Origin of the sequence: Marinicella marina (genome assembly GCF_030065545.1) — a bacterium.
In the GTDB taxonomy this organism is placed as follows: Bacteria; Pseudomonadota; Gammaproteobacteria; order Xanthomonadales; family Marinicellaceae; genus Marinicella; species Marinicella marina.
Genome location: NZ_JASJNC010000007.1, coordinates 205,331 through 231,594, shown reverse-complemented (window position 1 = coordinate 231,594; position 26,264 = coordinate 205,331). Strand labels below are relative to the sequence as shown.

Annotated in this window: 17 protein-coding genes; 6 read left to right on the top strand and 11 right to left on the bottom strand. The window is 44.7% G+C overall.

What is annotated here, in order from left to right; genetic code table 11:
* Nucleotides 1-156 precede the first annotated feature (156 nt).
* The 7 genes from QNI24_RS11830 to cysS form a co-directional block, all read right to left on the bottom strand.
* Nucleotides 157-2,676, bottom strand: coding sequence for an ABC transporter permease (locus tag QNI24_RS11830; protein WP_267177304.1), 2,520 nt, complete (start codon nt 2,674-2,676; stop codon nt 157-159).
* Nucleotides 2,673-3,338: an ABC transporter ATP-binding protein gene (locus tag QNI24_RS11825; protein WP_267177305.1), complete on the bottom strand. Its 666-nt coding sequence runs from the start codon at nt 3,336-3,338 to the stop codon at nt 2,673-2,675. The genes QNI24_RS11830 and QNI24_RS11825 overlap by 4 nt, the downstream gene beginning before the upstream one ends.
* Before the next feature lie 2 nt (nt 3,339-3,340).
* Nucleotides 3,341-4,111 (bottom strand): arylesterase, encoded by a 771-nt coding sequence (locus QNI24_RS11820; protein WP_267177306.1) that lies wholly within the window; start codon nt 4,109-4,111, stop codon nt 3,341-3,343.
* A gap of 123 nt (nt 4,112-4,234) precedes the next feature.
* On the bottom strand, nt 4,235-6,247 hold the full coding sequence (locus QNI24_RS11815; RefSeq protein WP_267177307.1) for an NADPH-dependent 2,4-dienoyl-CoA reductase: 2,013 nt from the start codon (nt 6,245-6,247) through the stop codon (nt 4,235-4,237).
* 9 nt (nt 6,248-6,256) lie between these two features.
* Nucleotides 6,257-7,321, bottom strand: a complete 1,065-nt coding sequence (gene nagZ / locus QNI24_RS11810) for a beta-N-acetylhexosaminidase (protein WP_267177308.1) — start codon at nt 7,319-7,321, stop codon at nt 6,257-6,259.
* Nucleotides 7,322-7,478: 157 nt separating this feature from the next.
* Nucleotides 7,479-7,895, bottom strand: a complete 417-nt coding sequence (locus QNI24_RS11805; RefSeq protein WP_267177309.1) for a SufE family protein — start codon at nt 7,893-7,895, stop codon at nt 7,479-7,481.
* Nucleotides 7,892-9,274 (bottom strand): cysteine--tRNA ligase, encoded by a 1,383-nt coding sequence (gene cysS, locus QNI24_RS11800; RefSeq protein ID WP_267177310.1) that lies wholly within the window; start codon nt 9,272-9,274, stop codon nt 7,892-7,894. Before cysS ends, QNI24_RS11805 begins: the two co-directional genes overlap by 4 nt.
* A 190-nt stretch (nt 9,275-9,464) precedes the next feature.
* Here cysS and QNI24_RS11795 point away from each other — a divergent pair, with 190 nt between their 5' ends.
* Both QNI24_RS11795 and crp read left to right on the top strand, forming a co-directional pair.
* Nucleotides 9,465-10,418 carry a chorismate transformation FkbO/Hyg5 family protein gene (locus QNI24_RS11795; RefSeq protein WP_267177311.1) on the top strand — a complete coding sequence of 318 codons (954 nt, stop codon included), beginning with the start codon at nt 9,465-9,467 and terminating at the stop codon, nt 10,416-10,418.
* A 94-nt stretch (nt 10,419-10,512) separates the two neighbouring features.
* Nucleotides 10,513-11,241: a cAMP-activated global transcriptional regulator CRP gene (gene crp / locus QNI24_RS11790; protein ID WP_267177312.1), complete on the top strand. Its 729-nt coding sequence runs from the start codon at nt 10,513-10,515 to the stop codon at nt 11,239-11,241.
* Nucleotides 11,242-11,311: 70 nt separating this feature from the next.
* Here crp and QNI24_RS11785 read toward each other — a convergent pair whose 3' ends face one another.
* Complete coding sequence (locus tag QNI24_RS11785; RefSeq protein WP_283708725.1) at nt 11,312-14,317, bottom strand: Rne/Rng family ribonuclease; 3,006 nt, start codon at nt 14,315-14,317, stop codon at nt 11,312-11,314.
* 493 nt (nt 14,318-14,810) lie between these two features.
* Between QNI24_RS11785 and QNI24_RS11780 the strand changes: the two genes are divergently transcribed.
* Together QNI24_RS11780 and QNI24_RS11775 are read left to right on the top strand one after the other, a co-directional pair.
* On the top strand, nt 14,811-15,707 hold the full coding sequence (locus tag QNI24_RS11780; RefSeq protein ID WP_283708724.1) for an RluA family pseudouridine synthase: 897 nt from the start codon (nt 14,811-14,813) through the stop codon (nt 15,705-15,707).
* A 119-nt stretch (nt 15,708-15,826) separates the two neighbouring features.
* A complete protein-coding gene (locus tag QNI24_RS11775; RefSeq protein WP_267176329.1) occupies nt 15,827-18,400 on the top strand; it encodes an Ig-like domain-containing protein in 2,574 nt (857 codons plus the stop codon).
* A 3-nt stretch (nt 18,401-18,403) separates the two neighbouring features.
* Here QNI24_RS11775 and QNI24_RS11770 read toward each other — a convergent pair whose 3' ends face one another.
* On the bottom strand, nt 18,404-19,864 hold the full coding sequence (locus QNI24_RS11770) for a choice-of-anchor Q domain-containing protein (RefSeq protein WP_267176328.1): 1,461 nt from the start codon (nt 19,862-19,864) through the stop codon (nt 18,404-18,406).
* Nucleotides 19,865-20,053: 189 nt separating this feature from the next.
* On the opposite strand from QNI24_RS11770, the gene QNI24_RS11765 reads away from it, so the two are divergent.
* Complete coding sequence (locus QNI24_RS11765) at nt 20,054-21,676, top strand: M28 family metallopeptidase (protein WP_283708723.1); 1,623 nt, start codon at nt 20,054-20,056, stop codon at nt 21,674-21,676.
* 121 nt (nt 21,677-21,797) lie between these two features.
* The gene (locus QNI24_RS11760; protein WP_267176326.1) at nt 21,798-23,858 is read left to right on the top strand and encodes a hypothetical protein; all 2,061 of its coding nucleotides are present in this window, start codon (nt 21,798-21,800) and stop codon (nt 23,856-23,858) included.
* Nucleotides 23,859-24,000: 142 nt separating this feature from the next.
* Here the strand turns inward: QNI24_RS11760 and QNI24_RS11755 are convergent, their stop codons facing one another.
* Nucleotides 24,001-25,101, bottom strand: coding sequence for a fatty acid desaturase family protein (locus QNI24_RS11755; protein ID WP_267176325.1), 1,101 nt, complete (start codon nt 25,099-25,101; stop codon nt 24,001-24,003).
* Nucleotide 25,102: 1 nt separating this feature from the next.
* Nucleotides 25,103-26,182 carry a flavin reductase family protein gene (locus QNI24_RS11750; protein WP_267176324.1) on the bottom strand — a complete coding sequence of 360 codons (1,080 nt, stop codon included), beginning with the start codon at nt 26,180-26,182 and terminating at the stop codon, nt 25,103-25,105.
* Nucleotides 26,183-26,264: the final 82 nt, after the last annotated feature.

Sequence of the window (26,264 nt, the reverse complement as noted above, 5' to 3'; positions counted from 1 at the left end):
CAGGCGGCAGGCATTTTATTTTCACATAACTATTGTGCCATTTTTGCGACACAAATGTGTGAAAATAAAGCCAAATGTTTAAATTAACAAGTTCACTGTATTAGCTGTGATTGCAATGAACAGTTTAGTGTCAGTTTGGTAAAATATTGTCACAATTTATATCATTTGTCTGACTAAGTTCATGACGTTACTTTTGATAACCAATCGACCATATGCCAAGCCCACCAAAACCAGGGCGCCAACCAAAGCCAATAACGACCACAAACTGACTGCCCAAGGAAAAACAAATGGCAAAGCAAACCAGAAAGTGGTGATGCTGTATGATACCAACCAGCCCAATACGCCACCCGCCAGGAAGGCCAATAATCCCAAGATAATCAATTCAATCAAATTAATGGCGTACAGGTCTTTGGTGAGCATGCCCATCAAGCGAAAATAAGCACTTTCTTGTAAGCGATCCTGGGAGGTTGAGACCAGAGAAGTGATCAAAATCATGATGCCTGCCAACAAACTTAAACCTGTAAATATTTGCACCAGTTGAGTTAACTGATCAACAAACCCTTTCAACTGTTTGGCAATACTGGCGCCATCGAGGGTAGTTATGCCTGGGAATTTGCGCGCAATAGTGGTCTGGAACTGCGGGATGTCGGTGGCATTGACCTGCGCCGTGGCAAATTGAATCTGCGGTGCATTGGCCATTACTTCTGGTTGGAACATGAAATAAAAAAACGGGCTTGGGCCACGCTGGAAACGACTTCTGATACTACTGATGTAGGTTCGTATAGGTACACCTTGGACATCAAAAATAATTTCATCGTGTAGTGAAACCTGCAAGTATTCGGCAATGCTGTCAAGGATTGAAATGGGGTGCGCATCGCTGTTTTGTTTCACACTGTACAACTGATCGGGATCAATCGAATCGATCATTTGTTCGGTGGCTAAGATTTCGTTGCCGTAACTTAAATTGAAGATGCGTGAAATGTTGTCATAGTTACCCAGTTGTGACTTCAAAGTTTCTGGGTCGACGCCGTTAACACTGGCAATTCGGGCCCTGATCACTGGATAATAGGTGGCTTGTGTTTCAATGATTTCATTCAGTACTTGGTGTTGATCGCTTTGTACATCCAGCATGAACATGTTAGGCGAATCTTCTGGGTAGGTACTGATCAGTTGTTGATCAATGGTGTGGTTCAAAGCGGTGATGCTCCACATCACCATAACCGCCATTGACATGGTGCTGAAAAACAACATGGATTGATTGCCTTTGCGGAATATATTTTGTAGTGATAATTTAACCAACCATTGTTTAATCATGCCTTTGTTGATCAAGGCTTTTAGACCCAGCAGAATCAAGCGGCTGAACAGCCAAAAAACCGCACTGATTGCCAATAAGCCACTTGCTACCTGAAGTCCTTGCCACCATGAATCTAATTCCAATGAGAGCAACAGGTAGAGTGCCAAAGCCGATAAGGCGAGCCAATATTTTGAGGCTGTGAACTGGGCAGTGTTAGTGGTTTGTTGTTGCAACACCGCAACTGGTTTGACTTTTGAAAGTGATTGGATGGTGTTGTGTGTCATCAACCAAGTCAGTGCCAGGGCAATGATCAGTACCTTCAAAACACTGAAAAGACTGATGTTCAAGCTGACTTGAGCTGGCAGTATTGAGGCAAAAGCATCATGCCCAAGCTGTAAAACTATCCAGCTGACGCCCCAAGAAAGAAAAACAGCCAAAACGGTCATCATCATAAATAACTGATAATAACTGCGTTTCAAATGCGCCACGGGTTCACCGATAGCGCGCCTGATGGCATTGGTTTGTTGTTGGCGGTTAACAAAAGCTTTAACCACACTCATCAAACCGACACCGGACAGCACTATAACGGCCACCACCAACAATTTCAGGAACACCAAAAAATTACCAGATAAGGCGGAAATACTGGTCTGCGCATCTTCTACGGCCGTCACATTGATGCGACTGTCACCAGCCAAAGTCCTTAATTCTTGTAACCATTGGTTGCGAATTTCACCATCAGCTTTGATTTCGACTCGGTAATTGATGCGACTGCGTTGGCCCAAAAGGCCTGTGGACTCAAGGTCCTCATTGAGCATCATGACTCTGGCACCAAAACCAAAGGCAGTTAAAGGTCGATCTGGTTCTTCGGTGATTTCATCGGCAATGATGAAGTTTGAGTCCCCCAGCTTGATTGAGTCCCCAATGGCAACATCCAATCCGGTCATTACCTGCCTTTCAACCAGTACTTGGCCTGGTTTTAATGCCTCTGATTTATCCATGCCGCTGGCCAGCACCAAATCACCATAAAGTGGATAGCTCCTATCAACTGACTTAACCCTGACCAATAAGGATGTTTCGCTGTCGTTAATGACCGGGTAAGTCATGGCGTTGAACTGGCGCTCCTTAACTATGATGTCATTGGGTTTTGTAGCCACCCAGTCATTGATTGAATCAGGTAATATTTGTCTGGCTGAGACAATGATGTCGCCACCTACCATGGCTTTTTGGTTGTCGTCAATGTAGTTATCGACGGCTTTCTGCAAAGAATCCAGGGTCAGATAGGCACCCAAAGAAATCAGCAAGCTGAAACAAAACAACAAAGGATAAATCCAGTGGCCAAACCACTCGCGGCGAATGATGGCATGATGCAGTCGATTGTTCACTGCAGCTTTCCATCAACAATATGAATGGTGCGATCGGCCAGCTTGGCCAGTTCAGGATCATGGGTAACAATTACCAATGCGGTGTTGAAAGCTTGTTGTAGATTAAGCAACAGCTGCATCACTTGGTTGGCATTTTTCTCATCCAAATTACCGGTGGGTTCATCAGCAAATAGAATTTTTGGGTTGGCCACCAATGCCCTGGCAATGGCGGTGCGTTGCTTTTCGCCGCCTGAGAGTTGGTGAGGGAAACTGTCTCGGCGGTGCTCTAACTCCACCGCTGATAACAGTTCATTGACCTTTTCGTCATCCTGATGACGTGCAATACTTAATGGAAATTCTATGTTTTCACGCACTGAAAGTGTGGGTATCAAATGAAAAGACTGAAACACAAAGCCGATGTCTGATTGTCTTTTTAGTGCCAATTCCTCCTCGCTGAAATTGGTGATGTCTTCACCATTGAGCGTGATGTGCCCGGCACTGGGTTGGTCAAGTCCAGCCAACAAGCTGAGCAGGGTTGATTTGCCTGAACCTGACTTACCCATGATGGCCACAAATTCACCCGATTTGACGCTTAAGTTGATGTCTGTGAGAACATCGATTTGGCTTCTTTCAAGTTGGAAGGACTTGTGAATTTGGTTGGCTTCTAAAACAGTTTGGTTCATTTTTATTTACTTCTCAATGGGTTGTTAAGGTGTTGTGACACGATGGGTTGTATTACGGGCATGATGTTGCGGTTGACAATCAAAGTGTAGCCTTCGGCTGTTGGGTGAATCATGTCGGCTTGGTTGTATTGTGCATCACCGGCGACATGTTCAAGAAAAAACGGAATCAGTGGTACTTGGTGTTCATCGGCCATCTTTGGGTAGATGCTTTTGAACCCTTCAACGTATTCAGGACCAAGGTTGTCATAGATTTCCATACCGGCCAAGACCACATCAGAACCAGATGCTTTGATTCTTTCGATGATGTTGTTGATGTTGGCAGCAGTCAAATCCAAAGGCAAGCCCCGAATGGCATCATTAGCACCGATATTAAGGATGGTTAAATCTGGTTTGATCTGTAGCACCCAGTCCAAGCGGTTTTTAAGTCCACTGGAGGTTTCTCCACTCAAACCTGAGTTGACCACTTTGACTTGTTTGTAGCCTTTTTCATGCAGTGCTTGTTGTAATTGGGCTGGGTAGTTGGCATTTTTGTTGACATTCAAGCCTTCTGTCAGGGAGTCGCCAATGGCTAAAATGATGTACTCATCCGCAGTGACAACATCCTTGATTGCGTTGTCTTCGGTGTCAGTTGTGATTGTCTGGTTGGGGGTGTTTTGCGAATGGCTGGTTTCGTTGTTACAGGCGCTGATTAACAGGCACAGCAACGTCAGTAGCAGGGTTCGTTTGGTTGAGTGTTTGTTTGAATCCAGTTGTTTTAATGCGGTATATTCCATGTCCAAATAATATGACTGAGACAGTCATCATCAATAGATAATAAGTCATGAAGTTTAAACGCACTACAATCAATTTATTGTGAAGCCAGCCTATTGATCAGCTGGCTTACTTTGTTGATCCTATCAAAGTTTTTGGCCAAGTAAGGTGCCTTGCTTGATGGCGCGCTTGGCATCCAGTTCTGCAGCCAGATCGGCACCACCAATGATGTGGTAATTTTCCGGCTCTTCTTGATACAGGTCCTTGTTAGACACTTGGCCTGCACAAATAATTACGTGGTCAACATCCAGTACTTGTGGTTTTTCTTTGACGGTGATGTGCAGGCCTGCATCATCAATTTTTTCATAATTGACACCGGTCAGGGTTTTGATGCCTTTCTTTTTCAGACTTAAGCGATGGATCCAACCTGTGGTTTTTCCTAAACCTTTGCCTGGTTTGCTGGTTTTACGTTGTAGCATGTAAATCTCTCGGGCTGATTTTTCATCGTGTGCTTTGACTAAGCCGCCAGGTGATTCTATGCTTTGATCAATGCCCCATTCAGCGCAGAATGCTTCAATACTTTGGGCCTCATCGGGGTTTTCAACCGATAAATATTCACTGACATCAAAGCCAATGCCACCAGCTCCGATGACGGCCACCTTATCACCGGCTTTTTTACGACCGCTGAGCAGGTCATGATAAAGAATGACCTTTTCGTGATCTATGCCCTCAATGCCAGGCACTCTTGGGGTCACACCAGTGGCGATGACCACCTCATCATAAGTTTTTAACTCATTGGCATCGGGTTTGTGGTTGAGTTTTAAATTCACACCGTGCTTTTCAAGTAAATGGGTGAAGTAGTTGATGGTGTGAATAAATTCTTCTTTACCGGGGATGGCTGCTGCTAAATTAAATTGACCGCCGATTTTATTGGCGCCCTCGAACAAGGTCACATTATGCCCCCGTTCTGCCAATGTGGTTGAACAGGATAAGCCTGCCATGCCGGCCCCAACCACAGCGATATTTTTCTTCTGCTTTATGGGTTGTTTAACGAACTCTGTTTCGTGACAAGCAGCTGGGTTTACCAGACAGCTGGCGCGTTTGTTTTGAAACACGTGATCTAAACAGGCTTGATTGCAGCCGATACAGATGTTGATGTCTTGTTCTTGTCCCTCTTTGGACTTTTTAACCAAGGCTGGATCTGCCAAAAACGGTCTGGCCATAGAAACCATATCCGCTTTACCAGAGGCAATGATGTCCTCAGCCACTTGTGGGTGGTTGATGCGGTTGGTGGTGACCAAAGGCACGTTAACTTCTTTTTTAATCAGTTCTGTGACCCAAGCGAAACCCGCTCTGGGCACCATAGTGGCAATGGTTGGTACCCGCGCCTCATGCCAACCTATACCTGTGTTAATGATGCTGACACCAGCCTGTTCCAAAGCTTTGGCCAATTGAATCACTTCATCGATGGATGAACCGTTGTTGACCAATTCCAACATTGATAAACGGAAAATGATGATGAAGTTTTCACCCACGGCTTGGCGGGTTTGTTTAACTATTTCAAGAGCAAAGCGGGTGCGATTTTCAAAACTGCCACCCCATTCATCATTGCGGTCATTGGTGCGAGGAGAAATGAATTGGTTAATCAGGTAACCCTCCGAACCCATGATTTCAATGCCGTCGTAATTGGCTTTTTGTGACAGTCGGGCACAATTAACGAAATCCTTGATTTGTTTCTGAATTTTCTTAGCTGTCAGCTTCTTCGGTTTGAACGGCGTGATGGGTGACTGTTTATCGGTGGCTGACACATTGAATGGGTGGTAACCATAACGGCCTGAGTGCAGGATTTGCATGCAGATCAAACCGCCCTCCTGATGCACAGCATCTGTTACCAACTTATGGCGCTTTACTTGGAAGCCGTATTTTAAAAAACCTGAAAATGGCCCAACCCAGCCAGAGATGTTTGGCGCAATGCCACCGGTAACCATGATGCCAGTCTCACCGGCTGCCCGCTGTCTGAAGTATTCAGCCAGCTTGGGGTAGTTTTTGGCGCGATCTTCCAAACCGGTGTGCATGGATCCCATTAACACACGGTTTTTGATGGTTTTGTTGCCGACTTTCAGAGGCTCGAATAGGTTTGGATAGTTGCATGTTGTCATGGTTGATTTCTACTGTGCTTCGTTGCTTGTTATCTGATTGTTTTTTATGATGGCCAAGATGCTTACCAAGGCCTTTCTGGCTTGTTGCCAGCGCCGTTGTTCCCAAAAGGGTTGTGATGTGCTCAAAGTTGATTGACCACGCAAGTCAGTTATTCTAAACAATTTAGAGTCATTTTTGGGTAAATATTTCAAACGCTTGTTTGAATACAGTGTGGAGCACAGTTTGGGCTCACATAATAATGTCATATCAATATCGGCGTCGAGACAGGCTTGGTATCGTTGATGGATGTCACCCACACATTCCGCGGCTTTCATGCCCAGATCATCGCTGATGGTTACGCCTTGGAAGCATTGTTGTTCACGCAGGATTTTTTGGTGCCAATGGGTTGAGTATCCAGCCGGTAAATCACATACCTGACTGTAAATCACATGTGATAACATCATCGCATCCAAACAACCGGTTGGTATGAGTGCTGAGAACGGCCGCATATCAAGCTGCTTGATGTCGGTCTCACTGCGCTCATCAATCGGTAATTCAAAATGTGAGTCGGCCACCACTGTGCCATGTCCAGGGTAGTGTTTGGCGGTGGTTTTCATGCCAGCAGATTGCATCGCACCGCAGTAAATCTGCGCCATGGCAGTTACCTCAGCGGCTTGCTTGGCAAAAGCCCGGTCGCCAATCACATTCGAGCCATTATCAATATCCAAAACTGGTGCAAAACTGATGTCTACATCGATGCTTAATAATTCACTGGCCATCAGCCAGCCATGTAGGTGGCACAAGGTTTTGGCCGCATCGGCATCTTGCTTGAGTGATTCACCAATCAAGCCCAAGGGTGGTAATTGGGTGAAGGGCAGGCCAAAACGAATCACTCGACCGCCTTCTTGGTCCACTGCCAGGATGAAATCGTGGCCTTTAAGCGCCCTGATGTGCTGAATCAGTCGTTTTAACTGCTGGTAATTCTTGAAGTTTCGTTTGAAAAAAATCACCCCACACGTCAGTGGATGATTGATGTTTTCAAGATCTTGTGCAGTCAGTTCGAATCCTTCGATTCCGGTCATTATGTATGTCATCTGAAGATTGTAATCGAATCCCTTTGCCTGCGCCAGCATTCAAAGTTTTGCACATATTGGCTTAATAACAGGCGCCTTCGAAATGGGCTTGAGTTCATGCTGCATGAATAATAACTTTAATTATTATTAAGCCTTTATTTTGCTGCGCAGAGAAATGTCATTTGTATGATTGTGCGGTCGCTTTGATTTTCTCAATCATGGCATTCAGTCCGTTGCTGCGGGTCGATGAGAGGTGCGAAGACAGGCCGATGCGTTCGATGAACTCAGGCTCGGTTGCGATGATTTTTTCAGGTGTTTGGCCTGAATAAATGGTCATCACCAAATGAATCAGTCCAGAGACGATGGCTGCATCAGAGCTGGCTTGGAAGTTCAGGTGACCATTGTTAAAATCGTGTACCAACCACACTTGTGACTGGCAACCGTGTAAGATGTTTTCATCCACTTTTAAGGCATCATCCATTGGCTCTAACTGTTTACCCAGATCGATGATGTACTGGTACTTTTCTAACCAATCATCAAACATGTCAAATGTATCGATGATTTCCTCTTGTTGATTTTGTAATGAATTGTTCATGATTTCATACTCCAACGGGTACCTTCGGGTGAGTCTTCTAAAACCACGCCCAGGGCATCCAGTTCATCGCGAATTTCATCTGATTTGGCCCAATCTTTATCCGCCCTTGCTTGATTGCGGGCCGCGATTAATTGTTCAACTTGTTCTTTGATGTCTTCACCACCGCTTTGTTTCTGAGCGAACCATGCTTCAGGGTCGGTTTGCAGAACGCCCAGCAAGGCCGCTGAATTCAATAAGGTACTTTTCAGTCGGGTCTTTAACTCATCACCCTCGGCATTGGCCAATTGCTTGGCCAATTGATTGATGCGGGCAAAGGCTTTTGGCGTGTTGATGTCATCATCCAAGGCGCTCAAAATTTCCGCATCTACTGGCATCGATGCATCCAATTCAAGGTCTGCCACATCACGCAAAGTGCTGTATATGCGATCGATGGTTTTGCTGGCTTGAGCCACCGTCTCAGGCGTCCAATCCACTGATTGGCGGTAATGGGCTGATAACAAAACCCACCGCGCCACTTCGCCGCCAATTTCGGCCAATACTTCACGAATCAACTGGATGTTTCCCAGTGATTTGGACATTTTCTGATCACTCATGGTGATGAAGCCATTGTGAACCCAATAGTTGGCAAAGTTTTGGGTGTTGTTGGCACAGCAGCTTTGGGCCACTTCGTTTTCATGATGCGGAAAGATCAGGTCTTTGCCGCCACAATGGATGTCAATGGTCTCGGCCAAATGTTTCGCTGCCATGGCTGAACATTCAATGTGCCAGCCTGGGCGGCCGCGATCCCACGGGCTGTCCCAACCCGGCAGGGAATCATCAGATGGTTTCCACAAGATGAAATCACCTGGATTGCGCTTGTAACTGGCGACCTCAACTCGGGCACCAGCCAACATGTCATCCAATGAGCGGTTAGAAAGCTTGCCGTATTTGTCATAAGTGGTTACATCGAACAAAACATGACCTTCGGATTCATAGGCATGGCCCTTTTCAATCAACACCTCAATCATGTCAATCATTTCGACCAAGTGATCGGTGGCGTGTGGTTCGATGTCGGGCATCAGCACACCCAGCGCCTTTAAATCTTCGTTATAGGCAGCAGCATACTTGGATGAAATGTCTTTGATGTCACAATTGAGTGCTTTGGCCGAGTTGTTGATTTTGTCGTCGATGTCGGTGATGTTGCGCGCGAATACCACGTGGGGATAATGGTGACGCAACAAACGATTCAATACATCAAACACCACAGCTGGTCTGGCATTGCCAATGTGGGCATAGTTATAGACAGTTGGGCCACATAGGTACATGGTCACGCGATTGGGGTCTATGGGTTTAAATTGTTCTTTGTTACCGCTGAGGGTGTTATGTAAATACAAGGCCATGATGTAATTGATTTAAATTATTAGCAGGTTAGTAGTATGGTACCTATTTTAAGTGAATCAAATGAATTAAGCACAAAAGATTGTCGGCTAATTTGAATTATTATCTTCAGCCATTGTTAAATGTTGTTGAATTGACGATAATGGCAGACCGCTATAAATTGAGCTACCAGAACATCTTTTTTTTGAGTATATGAAGCCAGAATCTTCCACAAAAAGTCAAAACCAATTACATGTGGGTCTGACGTCTAATCGCGATGTTTTGTTGGTGGTTGATGCCAGCACTGAGGCGCCATCAGGTGATTCAACTGACGCTATTCAAGCATTGATGCCATTAGAGAAATTGGCTTGTTCAAACAACTACATGGAATATTGGTTCGATGCTTCAAAAGTCAATCGGGTTGTCGCAAACGCGCCATTGCCAGTGCAAATCACCCAGTCTGCTCAGCACCTGGTTATTTCCTGTGATGTAGCAGATCAAGATTTGGCCTCAACCACCCATGAGGTGTACCACCATGCCTATACTTTGAGCCAAGAACTGGGTTATCCGAATTTGTTAAGAACATGGAATTACCTCAATGACATCCATGGTAAGACCAATGGCATGGAGCGCTACCAAGGGTTTTGTGTTGCCAGGCATGAAGTGATGGAAAAACTCGATCAGTTGCAGCAACCAAATCCTGCAGCTACTGCTATTGGCTGTCACAATGGTCGCCACAGTTTTGTTTTCCTGTTCAGCCAAGCGCCTGGTCAAGTGATTGAAAATAAAAGGCAAATATCTGCCTGGGAGTACCCCAAAAAATACGCACCCAAACAGCCTCGGTTCTCCAGAGCAATGCTTTATGGTGATTTGTTGATGTGCAGTGGTACGGCCAGCGTGGTGGGGCATGAAACCAAACACTTGAATGATTTGAGCGCCCAATTTCACGAATGTTTGACCAACATCCAAGCTTTGATGGACGAGGGCGGCATCAAACAAGCGATAAGTTCGGGTATGTTTCGTTTTTATTTGCGCAATGGGCATGATTTGCAGCTGGTCATTGATCACTTGCAGCAGCGCAATATAGATTCTTTTGTCATCCTCGAGGGTGATATCTGTCGTGAAGACCTGTTGATTGAATGCGAAGCAGTATTCCAAAAGGAGTAAAAAAGGAGTAAACTTAATGCTTAGGTATGTGTAAGTGTTGGGTTGTACTGTTTCCAAGTCTCAGTAACTATCTGCATGAAAAGAGAGAAAAGATATGTCAGACGCATTTGATAATGCAACCTTTGATGAGCTGTATTTAAGCGAACGTTTTCAAAACTCAAGTTTTTTTAAATTAAACGTTGAGTCTTTGAATCGTTTTCTTTCGATGTGTCATCGCCGCAAATTCCCCAACAAAACCACCATCATTCGCCCCGGCGACTTGGCCAATACACTGTATTATATCGTCAGTGGATCTGTGACCATTTCCTATGAAAACGAGGAAGGCAAAGAGCTGGTACTTGCTTATTTGAATAAAGGTGATTTCATCGGCGAAATGGGTTTGTTTATGAAAACTGAGCGCCGTGAAGTGATGGTTAAAGCCAAAGAGAAAACCGAAGTGGCTGAGATTGGCTACCTGCGTTTGGGCCAATTGTTTGAGTCTGAATTAAAAGACGATGCCAAGCACATCTTATATGCCATCGGGACTCAATTAACCCATCGTTTGTTGCAAACTTCACGCAAAGTCCATCGCTTGGCGTTTCTTGATGTGACTGGCAGGATTGCACGAACATTGATGGATTTATGCAAAGAACCCAATGCTTTGTCTCACCCAGATGGTACCCAAATAAAAATATCACGCCAGGAAATATCACGCATTGTGGGTTGTTCACGGGAAATGGCTGGCCGGGTGTTAAAAGATTTACAAGAGCAGGGTAATCTTGCAGTCAAAGGTCACACCATTGTGGTTTTGCATGACCGAGAAGACAAGCCATCCATCAGCTGATTAATTAAACACAAACATAAAAAAAGCCTGAATTGAAGTTCAGGCTTTATTTTGGCTGATTGAAAATCAATCAATCTTTCTTTTTGGCTTGGTATAAACCAGGCTTAATCATCTTCGCGGTGATATTTGATTCAGCTGGTTTCTTATCAGCTGGTTTTTTATCAACTGGTTTTTTATCAACTGGTTTTTTATCAGCTGGTTGCTTATCAGCTGGTTGCTTATCAGCTGGTTTCTTATCAGCTGGTTTCTTATCAGCTGGTTTCTTATCAGCTGGTTTCTTATCAGCTGGTTTCTTATCAGCTGGTTTCTTTTCAGCTGGTTGCTTATCAGCTGGTTGCTTATCAGCCAGTTTTTTATCAGCCGGTTTCTTATCAGCCGGTTTCTTATCAGCCGGTTTCTTATCAGCCGGTTTCTTATCAGCCGGTTTCTTATCAGCCGGTTTCTTATCAGCCGGTTTCTTATCAGCCGGTTTCTTATCGACAGGTTTCTTATCAGCTGGTTTCTTATCGACAGGTTTCTTATCGACAGGTTTCTTATCGACAGGTTTCTTATCGACAGGTGTCTTATCGACAGGTTTCTTATCGACAGGTTTTTTATCGACAGGTTTTTTATCGACAGGTTTTTTATCGACAGGTTTTTTATCGACAGGTTTTTTATCGACAGGTTTTTTATCGACAGGTTTTTTATCGACAGGTTTTTTATCGACAGGTTTTTTATCGACAGGTTTTTTATCAGCTGGTTTCTTATTGACAGGTTGGTTGGCTTGATTGTCTTGTAAAGATTTGCCTTCTACGTTGATGCTGTCAATGGGTCTTGGTTTTTTCGCACCTGATGGCACTTTGGGCTCTTTTTTGGCAGCCAATTCAGCAACGCTGCCCAATGGGCGGCTCATCTTTTTGGCATCTACTGTGCTGTTATTGCCCTCATTGGTCTCATTATTTTTGCCACGATTTTGATTTTTGTTGCCATAAATCGACTTAGTGGCCTTTTGCTGTTGTGGTTTGTTGTTTTGGTTCTTGTTGCCACTGTTATTGTTGTTGCTGTTATTGTTGTTGCTGACTTTTTTAGTGCCTTGTTTATTGTTTGCAGCTTGGTTTTGCTGTTGGTTCTTGTTCTGCGCTTTTTGTGGTTGTTGCTTGTTTTGCGCCGGTTTTCCAGCTTGATTGACAGGTTTTTGGTTTTTTTGTGGCTGTTTCTTTTTGTTTTGCTTATTAGGCTGCTGCTTATTATGTTGTTGTTTGTTTTGCTGCTGCTTATTGGGCTGCTGCCTGTTGTTCTGTTTTTGGTGGGTTGGCTTTTTAGCACCTTGCTTTTGATTGCGGTTATTTTTTTGTTGACCCCCTTTGGCTGTTCTCTGGTGAGGATTTTTCTTGTGTGGTGCTTTTCTCTGAGGCTTTTTCTTGTTGCTTTCTTTGTTGCCAGCAAAAATACCCTTGAACCACGATGTGATGGCCAAGCCCAAAGAACGTTTTGGTGCTTGGTTTTCGGGTTTAACCATTCTTAAAGCCGGGCTCTCAACCGTTGGAGCAGGTGGATCAATAGATACTGGTTTGTGACAATCCTCAGGTTTAACCAGCTCAATGGCATCTACGTTGATGTTAGATTCGTTGGTGTTCAAGCGTTGTACATGAAAATCTGGGAAGCTCAAGTTTTCGTTTGAAATGATTGAAACTTCTACACCATGGCGACTTTCCATTTCTGACAATTCGGTGCGTTTTTCGTTGAGTATTTTGTTGGCTGTCTCAACTGGAGCTTGAATGACCACGCGACCCGTTTTGGGCTTGATCATTTCTTCTTCAGTCAGTCGGATGACTGAAATCACCAACGATTCCATGGAGCGGATGTAACCGTGGCCGCCACAAGTAGGGCAGGTGATTTGGCTTGAGTCAGAAATCGATGAACGCAATCTTTGGCGCGACATTTCAAGCAAGCCAAATTTCGATATTTTACCGATTTGAACGCGAGCACGATCTGATTCAGCCGCATCTCGCATGCGGTTTTCTACTTCGCGCTGGTTTTTGTGGTTGCGCATATCGATGAAGTCAATGACCACCAAGCCACCTAAATCACGAATTTTTAATTGGCGGGCAATTTCATCAGCCGCTTCTAAATTGGTGTTCAGTGCAGTGGTTTCTACATCAATGCCTTTGGTTGCTTTGGCTGAGTTGATATCGATTGATAGCAAAGCTTCGGTTTGATCTATCACCAGGGCGCCACCAGATGGTAATTTGACCTCACGTTCAAAGGCAGACTGAATTTGGCGTTCTATTTGATACCTTGAAAACAGTGGTGTGTTGTCATTGTAATAAGATAGTTTTTTCAGGTTGTGCGGCATGACTTGCTGCATGAATTCGCGTGCCTTCTCGTAAGACTCACGGTCATCAATCAAAATCTCACCAATGTCAGGCTGTAAGTAGTCTCGCAGCGCTCTGATGAATAAATCACTTTCTTGGTAGATAAAGAATGGACCTTTTTTCTGTTTGGCTGTTGACTGAATGGCTTCCCATACTTGTTTCAGGTAGTTGAAGTCCCAATGCAGTTCTTCAAATGTTCTGCCTAAACCTGCCGTTCTGATGATTACCCCATCATTCTTTGGAATTTCCAAACGTCGCATGATGTCTTGTAAATGGGTTCTTTTTTCACCCCTGATTTGGCGGGAAATACCACCAGCACGGTGGTTGCCGGGCATGTAAACCAGGTACCTACCGGCCAAGGAAATAAAAGTGCTCAGTGCGGCCCCTTTGTTGCCTCTTTCTTCTTTGTTAACTTGAACAATGATTTCATCGCCTTCGTTTAAGGCTTCATTGATGGGTAGTCTGGCTTTGCCTCGAGGTGCTTGTTTACAATAAGCAGGGCTGATTTCTTTGTAAGGCAGGAAACCGTGTCTTTCTGAGCCGTAATTGACAAAACAGGCTTCTAATGAGGGTTCTATGCGGGTGATTTTGGCTTTGTAGATGTTGCCTTTTTTGCGGTAATGTCCCGCCGAGTCGATGTCTAAATCGTAGAGTTTTTGACCATCGGCGATAGCCACACGAATTTCATCGGTGTGGGTCGCGTTGATTAACATTCTTTTCATTTGTGTTCCTTTTTATATTTAAAGGAACGATGATCCATTCAGTGATGCCAAATAAGCACAATAGTGCTCTCAACAAGCCAATTGGGCGGTTGAAAGCTGTTTTCGATGTCGCAGATATTTAAGTTGTGTCAATTGTTTCAGACACTGTTTGAATGATTGAAGTTCATCAGCCACTCAGTTCCCACTCGCGTTGTTTTGCTTTTCGCTTATCGTTGGTTATTTGATTGCAGTGATAACCAGATTTCATGTTATTTTTTGACTGAAATGGTCTCGTTCCATTCAGTAGTGCCTATCATCCATCCAATGATTGTCTGTTCCTGCGAATGTTGTATCGCGTCCTTGGAACCAGGCAGTTTTTTAATCTTTTTGTTCGGTAAAAATTCAATTCGATTACCGAAAATTTCATGTCATCAGAACAGCTGGTTCTGAGATTTGGCAGATTTTAACATTTTTTTGTCTCATTCACATGATTATCTGTTAAAACAGCGAGATGATGCCCAATATACCCGACAAAAAGCCGATTTTTACTGTGACTCAAAACGATGCTGGACAGCGGGTGGATAACTATTTGTTGAAACAGCGCAAACAATTGGCCAAGTCTACTTGTTATAAATTAATGCGCAAAGGACAAATCCGAGTCAATGGCAAACGCATCAAACCAACATTGAAATTGCAATGTGGTGACCAAATTAGGGTACCGCCGTTTGTGTTTTATGTGGATAAGGAACCTGTCAATGTTTCTGAGCAAGAACAACACATGGTTTTACAAACTAAAATTTTTGAGGATGAGGATTATTTGGTTTTAGATAAACCAGCTGGAACACCTGTACACAAAGGATCTGGTCACGATTTTGGGATAATTGAAGTGATCAACTCAATTTCTGGCTACGAAGCAGTCCAATTAGCCCATCGTTTGGACAAGGATACCAGTGGTTGTCTGTTATTGAGCAAAAACAGAGCCGCTTTATTGCGTTTTCAACAAGGCTTGATTGATGGCGTGGTAGAGAAAACATATTTGGCGGTTTTAACTGGCGCTGTTGAACAACCTGTCGAAGTGAATGCTTCACTGGACGTTGATTATCGAGTCAATGGCTTCAGGCATGTGATTGTCAGCCAAAGTGGTAAATCAGCACAGACCAGATTCAAACCCCTGAAACATTTTCGGCAATACACCTTGGTTGAGTGTGAAATATCTCAAGGTCGAACCCATCAAATCAGGGTGCACGCCAAACACATCGGCCACCCAGTGGTAGGAGATGAATTTTATGGTAAAAAACAAGCTGATTTATCCAGAAAGCTCTACTTGCATGCCCACCAACTGAACTTCAATGGAATGACTTGGCTGGCACCTGTGCCGGCTGAATTTAAACTTTTACAGTCATCTATGTGATGGATTTATCCTTTTTTAATGATGATTGCTGCTAAAGTGTTTTTGGGGTTGTTAATTGTTTTCCACTCCACTTATTATTGCTGAAAGCATGGTATTAATTTTCTGAGGAGTAAGCGCCCATGATTGATAAAATTTTTGGTGGTATTTTGATCTTTTGTGCTTTTCAAGTTGTTGCTGCTGGTGATCATGATCACAGCTCAATGACAAGGGCATTGATCAATGATGAAGACATAACGCATACCGCTGTTGTCAGTGGTTCTTGGTTCAATCCAATCAATTGGCAAGGAGGTAATGTGCCTGGTGAGGGTGCTTGGGTGCATGTGCCAACAGGGATCGAATTGGTTTATGACCAAGTCAGTAACAACGTGCTCAAAGCAGTCAAAGTCGATGGGCACCTGAAATTTTCAACGACTTCCTCCAGTCAAATGATAGTTGATACTTTATTGATTGAAGGCTCAGCGCGATTAACTGTTGGTACTGCAAACAATCCAATACCAGCGGCCATCAATGTAGATGTCTTATTCAGCAATGATGGGGATCTGGATGTTATGAAAGACCCAAGCTTGATGGGCCGGGGTTTATTGGGTAGGGGTGATGTGGTGATACATGGTGTGGAAAAGACCCCACACATGAAAGTCTCGAGTGACCCGCGTTCAGGTGACACAACATTGCAATTGGTTGAAACACCATTGAATTGGCGGGTTGGTGATGTTTTGGTGATTGCAGGAACTAAATTTTCAGGGTGGAAGTGGGACAACCAAATTCAAGCTGTCAGGTACCATGGCACCCAAGATGAGGTGGTAACTGTTACAGCCATTGACGGTGGTTTGGTATCTTTTGAACCAGCCCTTCAGTACGACCACATAACCCCTCGTGAAGACCTGAAAACATCTGTGGCGAACATGAGTAGGAACATCACCTTTGCCACCCAAATACCTGAAACCACACCAACCCATCAGCGTGGTCATGTGATGTTTATGGGAGAATCCATTGTTGATGTTCGTTATGCCTCTTTTTTGCAACTGGGCCGCACCGACAAGTCATTTTTGACGCTGGAGGCTGAAGATTTTGAAGTAATACTGCCAGAGAGTAATGTGCGTGGTCGTTATGCCTTTCATTTGCACCGCAAAGGCATCAACGATGAGGAAAAACCAGCCATTGCAATAGGCAATGCTGTTTTTGGCTCTCCTGGTTGGGGCTATGTGCATCATGACAGCAATGCCATTTTTCATAACAATGTTTCTTTTGATACATTTGGTGCTGGGTTTGTGGCTGAAACGGGTAATGAAATTGGTACTTGGTCGAATAATCTGGCAATCAAAGCTGAGGGCAACAGCGCCTTCAATCCCAAAAATGGCAATGACCGTGAATTATTCGATATGGGTCGCACGGGTGATGGTTTCTGGTTCCAAGGTCGCATGGTCAGGAGCATCAATAACATTGCTGCGAGTGTCAACCATGGGTTCGTTTATTTGCATCGTGGCAGCGGCATGTTGCCGTTTCCAGGTTCGGCTTTTATGTTTCCTGAGGCCTTAACTCGAAATGGTCTGTCTGGTGTGGATGATGCACCCATTTTGTCTTTTGCTGACAATGAAAGTTTTGCCTCAACGGTTGGGTTGTATGTGGTGAAAGCCAACCCCAACCAACAACATGACATTCACAGCCATTTTAAAAAGTTCAAAGCCTGGGAGGTCCGCGCGGGAGCGGCTATGGAGTATACCTCGCATTATCTGTTAGAGGATTTTGATGTCATTGGTAAAACACCTGAGGCTTTCAGTACCGCCGCATTTGGCATTGAGTTTGGCACCAATACCAGTGACATGGTGATTAACCAGGCACACATCAGCAACATGCCAATCGGAGTGATTTTGAGTAAGCATTATACCGAGCCTGTGCCGCCACCAGAAACCAACCAATATGTGCTTATTGATGCCACTTTTGAGGACGTGAATTTAGATTATGAGTTTTTTGATCCACTGCTTGATCAGGTGTTACAAGGAGCAGATTTGCAGCTTGATCAGTTTGCAGTATCTATCAACAATGGCAATTATGAATTCCTTTCTCCTGCCACCACAGCTGGCTCCGGTGTTTATTGGCAGGGGACCAAAACTGACAGTATAGGACCCACGCCAGTGCCAGCTGGGACTGACCAGGTTGGTGTACCGGTCTTTGATATGATTGCTGTGGTGAGTGAGGATGGTTATTTCAGGACATCTGATGGCACACCCTATGCGGTGATTGAGGAGTTTTTTACTAACAGAGCCACGGGTGAAATTCATAAACTGGGTTTAAAAACCTTATTGGGGCCTGCAGTGGATGGTGTTTTGGGTGATCCTTTTACCGCTTGGTCGGAAGCTTTTGAAGTCGGCTCCATCGACTTAAACAGTTTGCCACCCGTTGCAGTCAATGATCTGTTCACAGTGACCTCAGAAAGACCCATTTTGTTGGATCTATTAGTCAATGACAGCGACCCTGAAAATGACTTGCTGCTGATTGACGGTATACAACAACCAGAGCGTGGTCGGGTTTTTATGCGTGATAATGGCGCAGTCAGTTATGTTTCAGATTTTGGTTATCAAGGCATTGATAATTTTCGCTATTGGGTCACCGATCAAAATGGCAACTACAGCGTTGCCGATGTCACCATCAATGTCTTAGATGATCTAATTTTCATCAATGATTTTGCTGAATAGGTTTTATTCAAAACCGGCTTGAAAAATCACATCAATGAAGATGTATTCATAAGCTCCGGCATCACATGACTGATCGATGGGGCGAGGCGTGCCAAACTGGTCTGTAGTGACTTGATTACCGCAGCTGGCCGTGCCAAACATGTCATCGACGTGGTTGTATGGTAAATCACCAGTACCAAATTTATGACCATATAAGCCTGAGTCATTGATTTCAACCAATGATTGGTTCAATACCGAGCCCAATTCTGTGAGGTTATTGTCACCAAAAATGCTGCCATCAGCCAGACTTTGAAAGATGGAATTGTTGGTTACGTTGTTGTTATTGGTGATGGCTAAACCTGGTTCAAATACGGATGCATCAATGATGATGTTACCAGTTCCATCAATGCTGCTGTCTACACCATTAAACCCTTGGTTAAAAGCAACGGTGATGAACCTCAGGGTGGTGGTTTGTCCAAAGGTGGTGTTGATTTCAAGTCCGCTGGTGGCAGCGTCGGTGGCTTGGTTATTGCTTATGGTGGTGTTTTCAATGGTGACATCACTGCCAAAACCTCCTGAGACACCAATGCCGCCGCCTTGGTTATTGGCTGTGTTATTGCTGATTTCGCTGTTGATTAAAACCAAACCCGCATTGTCAGTGAAAATACCGCCGCCATTGTTTTCTGCCACATTGTTAATGACTCTGATGTTTTCTAGTCGGGTTTCTAATGCTGACTCTATTAATATGCCACCACCATTACCTTGGTTCGGCGTTTGGCCATTGGCGATGGTCAGGCCTGAAAGGCTGAAGCGCTCTGTACCTGTTGGGATAGAAAGTACGCGGAATAGGTCATTGCCCGAAAGGGTGATTTTATCAGCCCCAGTACCAACTACAGTGAGGTCATTGGAATTAACCACAAGACCATTGTTCAGTGCAATGGTGCCATTCATATCGCGTTTGAAGTTTATCAATGAGGCCTGGTTGTCGTTTTCTGCCGCTGTCATGGCTTCTCTTAAGGTGCAATCACTGGCATCACAGCCATTTTCAGCGCCATCATTGAGGCTGTTCACTTCAAAATAAGTCAGCGTCAGATTAACTGTGCCAGCACTTTGGTTGTTGGCACTGTTTTGCATCAAGTATTTGAATTCAAAAGTGTGGGTTTGGTTGTGGTTGGATGCGAATAACACATTGTTGTCGTTACCTGAGCCGTTGACGCTGACGGTGCCGATGCCATCAGTATAACTGTTGTTGGTACAGTCCAAGTCACTGGTGCCAATGGCGCAAACCGCAACGACCTCTTTGAAATTGTCGTTGCTGATGCCACTGTTGTCGTTACTCAATACATCCAATGGGCTGTTATTGCTGTTAATGGCAGCAGTGAGCACATCATTGGTGGTCAATGGAATGCCGCCTGCCAAGCCCTCATTGCTGTGGCTGAATATCAAAAGTAGGCTGATGATGATCAATGCGGAGGCTTTCTTCATGACACGCTCAAATTCAAAAGCGTAAGATTCTAGCTTATTTTTGTTAATATTTTTTCGTTCAGTTCACAAATCAAGCCCTTTTATCACAACCAATCAATTGAATTTTTGTGGATTGTGACTAAAAGGATGTTTATATGTGGTTTTAATTTCTATATGATGACTCTCTTTCAACTACAGAACCCACTGACCATGCCACACAATACATCTAGATTGATTCAACTGCTGATTTTGACGCTGCTTATTAACTTGCCTTATTCAAGTCATGCCCAAACCGCCAAACGGTTTGAGGCGCACATGGATTTTTTGGCTTCTGACTTGTTGCAAGGGAGAGATACCGGTAGCGTTGGCCACGAAATAGCTTCCCAATACATAGCCACCGAGTTTGCCAAAATGGGTATTTTGCCAGCGGGTGATGATGGGGGTTATATGCAACGCATAGACTTCAAATCAGCTGTGTTGGATTTGGATTCACCCAAAATGTCATTGCGTCATGGTAAAGATGAGCTGGAGCTGGAATTTTTGGAAGAGTTTGCGGTGAGTGCCGATGTCAACCGCTTACAATCAATGGTCTCAGGTGAATTGGTTTTTGTTGGCTTTGGTATTGATGCACCGTTTTTGAACTATAACGATTTTACTGGGGTTGATGTAAAAGGCAAAATTGCTGTGGTCCTGAGGGGCAAACCCAATCACTTTCCCAGTGAGGAGGGCTCACATTATGCCAGAACCAGTACCGAATCAATGATCGATCGTGGCGCCATTGGGGTGATTGCTATAAGCACGCCTACCATTGAGAAAATTTGGGCGTTTTCGCGGGCCAAGGAATACATTGATAAACCCAGAATCAAGTGGGTCAACAAAGGTGGTGCGGTACATAAAGGCAACCCAGAAATACAAGCATCAGCATCGCTGAGTATAGATGCCGGTAAAAAACTCTTTGCGCTGGCTGGTTTGGATTTGGAAAAAGTGTTTGCGCAGATTGAAGCAGGTGAAAAACCCCAAGCTCAAGTCATGAACGTATCAGCTGACATCAGTTATGCATCCACGCACGATGTCACAGACAGTCCCAATGTGGTTGGTATTCTCGAGGGTTCTGATGAGGTGTTGAAACATGAGTATGTGCTGCTCAGTGCGCACACCGACCACATAGGGGTCTCAAGTCACATCGATATTGGCGACAAAATAAATAACGGTGCCATGGATAATGCGGCGGGGGTCTCTACTTTATTGGAAATGGCTCACCAAATCACCCAATCTGGAAAACGTCCCAAACGCTCCATTTTATTGACCATGGTAACGGCCGAGGAAAAAGGTTTGTTGGGTTCTGATTACTTTGCCAACAACCCCACGGTGCCATTAGAAAGTATTGTGGCTAACGTGAATCTGGACATGCCGGTGTTGACCAATGCCTTTGATCAGTTGATTGGTTTTGGTTCAGAACACAGTTCAATGGGTACAGTGATTGAGCAAGCAACCATCAAAAATGGCATGCGCCTGATTCCAGATCCAATGCCTGAACAAAGTATTTTCGTGCGCAGTGACCAATACAGCTTTGTCAAAAAAGGCATTCCTGCGGTTTATTTGGTGCCTGCTGACCAAGCCGATATGAAATTCGATGACCATGAAATATCCAGTGCGGAATTTTTGGTTGAACATTATCACAAACCCAGCGATCAATTGGACTTGCCGATTAACTACGATGTTGCAGCCAAATTCGTTGCTATCAATGCCGCAATTGCAACGGAAATTGCCAATGCTGAAGCACGTCCTCAGTGGAATAAGGACAGCTTTTTTGCCACCATCGATGAACAATAAAAGGGTGTTTATAACTGGCTAGAATTTGAAGAATCTGTTTTTTTAAGCTATCCTGTTTTAAGTTTTCCTTGAAAGATTAATATCGCTTGGATGAAATAAATTGATTGAGGGGGAAAGTATTATGAAAAATTTGGTTCAATTCATTGTTGGTGTGGTTATCTGTGCGCAGGCACAATCTGGTGCTGGATGGAATGGCTGGTCTGTGAATGAAATATATTCGAATCAGACTGGCACAGTTCAGTACATTGAAATAGTTGCTGGGGAGAATGCCAATGCAAACATCGGTGGCAGCGTCATAGCATTTAATTCAGATGGTCAGAATAGCGTTTATGTCATACCAGCAGATTTTATTGATACCACTCAATATTTAATTGCCACACAAGGGTTCTCACAATCACCAGGAAGTGTGCTTCCTGATTTGATCATTCAAGGTTCAATTTTCAATGCTTCTTCATCAATGTTAACCATCAACATGGATGGTGATTTATTCGAGCTGAATCCTTTGGTACTTCCCGAGGATGATTTTCTTGCCATAAGTTTTGATCAAGCCATTGTGGTTAATAGCCCAACAAACAACATGGGTGAGGAGGGGCAATTGTTAGAAAGCCCAATTTTCCAAGATGGTTTTGAGTTTTGTGGCAATCCAATCATTCAATACCGGGATGCAGACCAAGATTTAACCGGCAATCCATTTAATTCAATAACTTCATGTGCCTTAGAGCCGGGCTTTGTTTTAGATGCCAGTGATTGTGATGACAATGATGCGCAAATTAATCCAAGTAGTTCAGACGATCCAGATGTGGATTTTATCGACAGTAACTGTGATGGCATTGATGGTGACAGGGCCAACAGTATTTTCGTTGCAGTAGGTGCTGATGGATCCGGGTTAACAGCAGATGACCCAATGGGCGATGCTTATGCAGCGCAACAACTGGCCATTGATAATAACAGGCAATGGTTGCTGTTGGGCTCAGGGGTGTATTCTTTTGGTGTTGTTAATGATGCGGATTTGTTACCAGGTGTTAACATGGCTGGCAAGTACCTCAATGAATTTGAGAATCGCCACATCGATCCTTTTAATTATGATTCTCGCCTTTCCACACCTTTTCATGGGGCCAAATTGGTTGGCGGCTCTGCTGGTCAAACCTATCAAAATGTGTTTTTCGGTGGCGGTGGAACGCCACCTGAAGCAACAAACTATGCCTTAACGATTGAGGATTCTTTGCAGGTCAACCTACAAAATGTTTCGTTAATTGCCAGCAGTGGTGGTAACGGTATTGATGGATCAGACGGCAGTGCTGGCATCAATGGCAACAATGGCGGCACTGGTGGCAGTGGTGTTGAAAACGATGATGGTTTCAGTTGTAGTTCTGGCTCTGCGCCTTCCAGGGGTTCTGGTGGTGTCAGTGCATGCAATCAAGCGGGTGGACGTGGAGGCAGTGCCGGGCTTGGCTCAGGTAATGGCAGCTCTGGGTCAGCTGCAGAAAATATAGGCGGAGCCGGTGGAGGCGGTGGTATAGGTAACAGTGGACAGTCTTCTCGTGATGGAGGCAATGGCAGCAATGGTACTGACGGAGATTCCGGCACCAATGGTCTTGGGGGTATTAATTTCATTGAATTTATAAATAATGAATTCTCACCCTCATCTGGGAGCGCTGGTACTGCTGGAAGCAACGGTCGAGGTGGTGGCGGTGGCGGCGGTGGCGGCGGTGGTGCTTTTGCTTGTGATTCTTATGGTGGTGCCGGCGGCGGCGGTGGGTCTGGAGGCTGTGGCGGTTCGGCAGGCTCGGCAGGTACTGGAGGCGGTGCGAGCATAGCGTTGCGGCTGATCAATTCAAATGTTGATGTGGTTAACTCAAATTTTAATGCTCAAAATGGTGGTAATGGTGGTAGCGGCGGGTTTGGCGGTCAAAGAGGATTGGGTGGTTTTGGTCGGGGCGGTGGCAGTGATGAAGATGATTCCGGCGAAGGAGGAGCAGGTGGCGATGGCGGTGATGGTGGTAGCGGCGGCAATGGTGGCGGCGGTGCAGGCGGTGCAGTCATCGGGGTGGTCTGTTTAGACGGTTCGTCTCTGAACGTTGATGTTGCCACCCAAATCAATGTTACCAATGCAGGCAGTGGCGGTTCAGGAAGTCCATCTGGTCAAGACGGTCAGATTTTAGAAACTTATCAATGTGATTAATCAGTACATAATCACATGGGTTCTGTTCAGCTGGAGGTATGAGCCACTCAAGACTTTGCTCAGTCTCAAGTGGTCTGTATAAATGTCAGAACTGAAGGCGCAAGTTAAAAGTAATTCTTCAGTTCTTCAGTTCTTTAGTTCTTCATAGTGATTTGTTTTCCTTTAATGGAACCGGTTTATTGGTGGGCCATGAATAGGTCCAAATCCTTTTCAACACACTGCCGTACTGTTTGAAAAAAGAGCCGGTGTTATAGGGTATCCCATGTTTCTCGGCTATGGCAGCCACTTGGGGTGCCATGTCATAATAACGGTGTGCCGGGATATCAGGAAACAAATGGTGTTCAATTTGGCAACTCAAATGACCGGTCAAGATGTGAAACCAGCGATGACCAGTTAAATCCGATGAGCCCAGCATTTGTCGATAATACCACTGGCCTTTGGACTCACCCTCGCATTCTGCCTCGGTGAAGGTTTCCACATCACCGGTAAAATGACCACAAAATATGATGGTTGAGGTCCATAAGTTTCTGAGTAGGTTGGCGCCAATGTTAGCGGCCAGCACGAAAAAAAACATGGGGCCTGCCAGTAAGGGGAAAAACAGGTAATCTTTGAAGATTTGTCTACCGGCTTTGCTGAAAAACATCTTTTTAAGTTGTTTGTCACTCAGGGTGCTGGTGCGATTCTTTTTCTTTTTACCGATGAACACCCGCTCGGCTGCCAGTTCATGGTAAGCAACACCCCATTCAAACATCAGGCTGAGGTTGAAGTAGGTCAGGAACTGCCAGCAATTTTTTCTGCGCCAGGGTAAATCGTCACTCATGCGTAACAGACCGTAGCCAAAATCGCGGTCTTTACCGATGATGTTGGTGTAGGTGTGGTGTTCGTGGTTATGGATGCGTTTCCATGAGCCAGCATCGCTGGCAATGTCCCACTCATAAGTTTTTGAGTTGATGTTGGGGTCGTTCATCCAGTCATACTGGCCATGCAGGACATTATGACCAATTTCCATGTTCTCTAATATCTTGGCAAAAGCGAGCAATAACATGCCGGCCATTAAAAACCACAGGCTGAAAAAGCACAGCAGCATCAACACCCTTGAGATCAATTCGGCGGTTCTTTGTACGGTGATCACTCGCCTGATGTATCTGGCGTCTTTTTCGCCCACTTGAGCAACAGTCTCAGCGCGCAGCTGGTTGAAGTCTTGCTCTAACTGTTGAAAGTTTATTTGCGCTTTTTTATTCATCTTATAAGTCCAAGGTAACGTCACCGGCAGCGACTGACACACAAAGTTGTATGTCCTCCTCGCCAGTGTCTGAAAATTGTTCGGTTAAAGTGTTATAAACCACACCCTGTTTTTTGCGACATTTGCATTGGTGGCATACACCCATGCGACAACCGCTGGTGGGATTGAGTTCAGCCGCTTCAGCCAGTTCTAATAAAGTTTGGGGGTGGTCTTTTTCGGTGTTCACTGTGGTTTGACTGGAGGCAAAAACAACCTCAGCATCGTTATCGATGGTGAAGTTCTCAATCGGTTTGGGGCCAAATAATTCATGGTGGATGTTATTTTCTGCAACACCCAGTTGTAACAATATTTCTCTGCTGGTGGTGATTAATCCGTGTGGACCGCACAGGTAGGCCACGCGTTTTTCTAAGTCTTTACAATGGTCTAATAATTGCTGCTCATTGATCAATCCCTTTTGTGCTGTGTCTATCATGGTGACTTTCAGATGAGGCATGGTATTCATCAACAGTGGCCATTCGAGCGCGAACAAAGGCTTAGTTGCTTGGTTGTAATAAATCAAGTGCACATCACGTTGGGGTTCGCTCAATGACAATTCTTGAATGAAGCTTCTGAATGGCGTGACACCACTGCCACCAGCAATAAATAAAAGTGGCTGGTTGTTTTTGGGCAGAGTGAATTGACCCCTGGGAGCAGAAATATTGATGGCATCACCAGCTGCGATGTTATTGGCTAAAAAAGGAGTGACTTTACCTTGTTCTTGTTGGCGGATGGTGAGCTCTATCAAGCCAGTTTGTTGCTGGTATTTCGGCGCGCAGGAAAGGCTGAAAGTTCTCAGGTATCTGACACCAGCAATTTCAACTTGTAGGTCGAGATGCTGTCCAGCAATGAAGCCAGGCCATTTACGCTGTGGTCTGATGATTAAGCTGAACACTTGTTCGCTCTCAACCCTGTTTTCTATAACCACTGCATTGAAACCATTGGCTTGCCACTTAGGTCGAACCAGTTGGGCCAAGGGTTCAAGATAGGATTTAAAGCTACTTTGGTTGGTCAGCGCTTTGGTCAACCACCTATTTTTTGTCATTGTTGCTTTCATTATACATCTCATTTTGAGCGTACAAGTGTACTCTTAAATAATTTTAATGCAAGGGAAAACGAGAATTTCT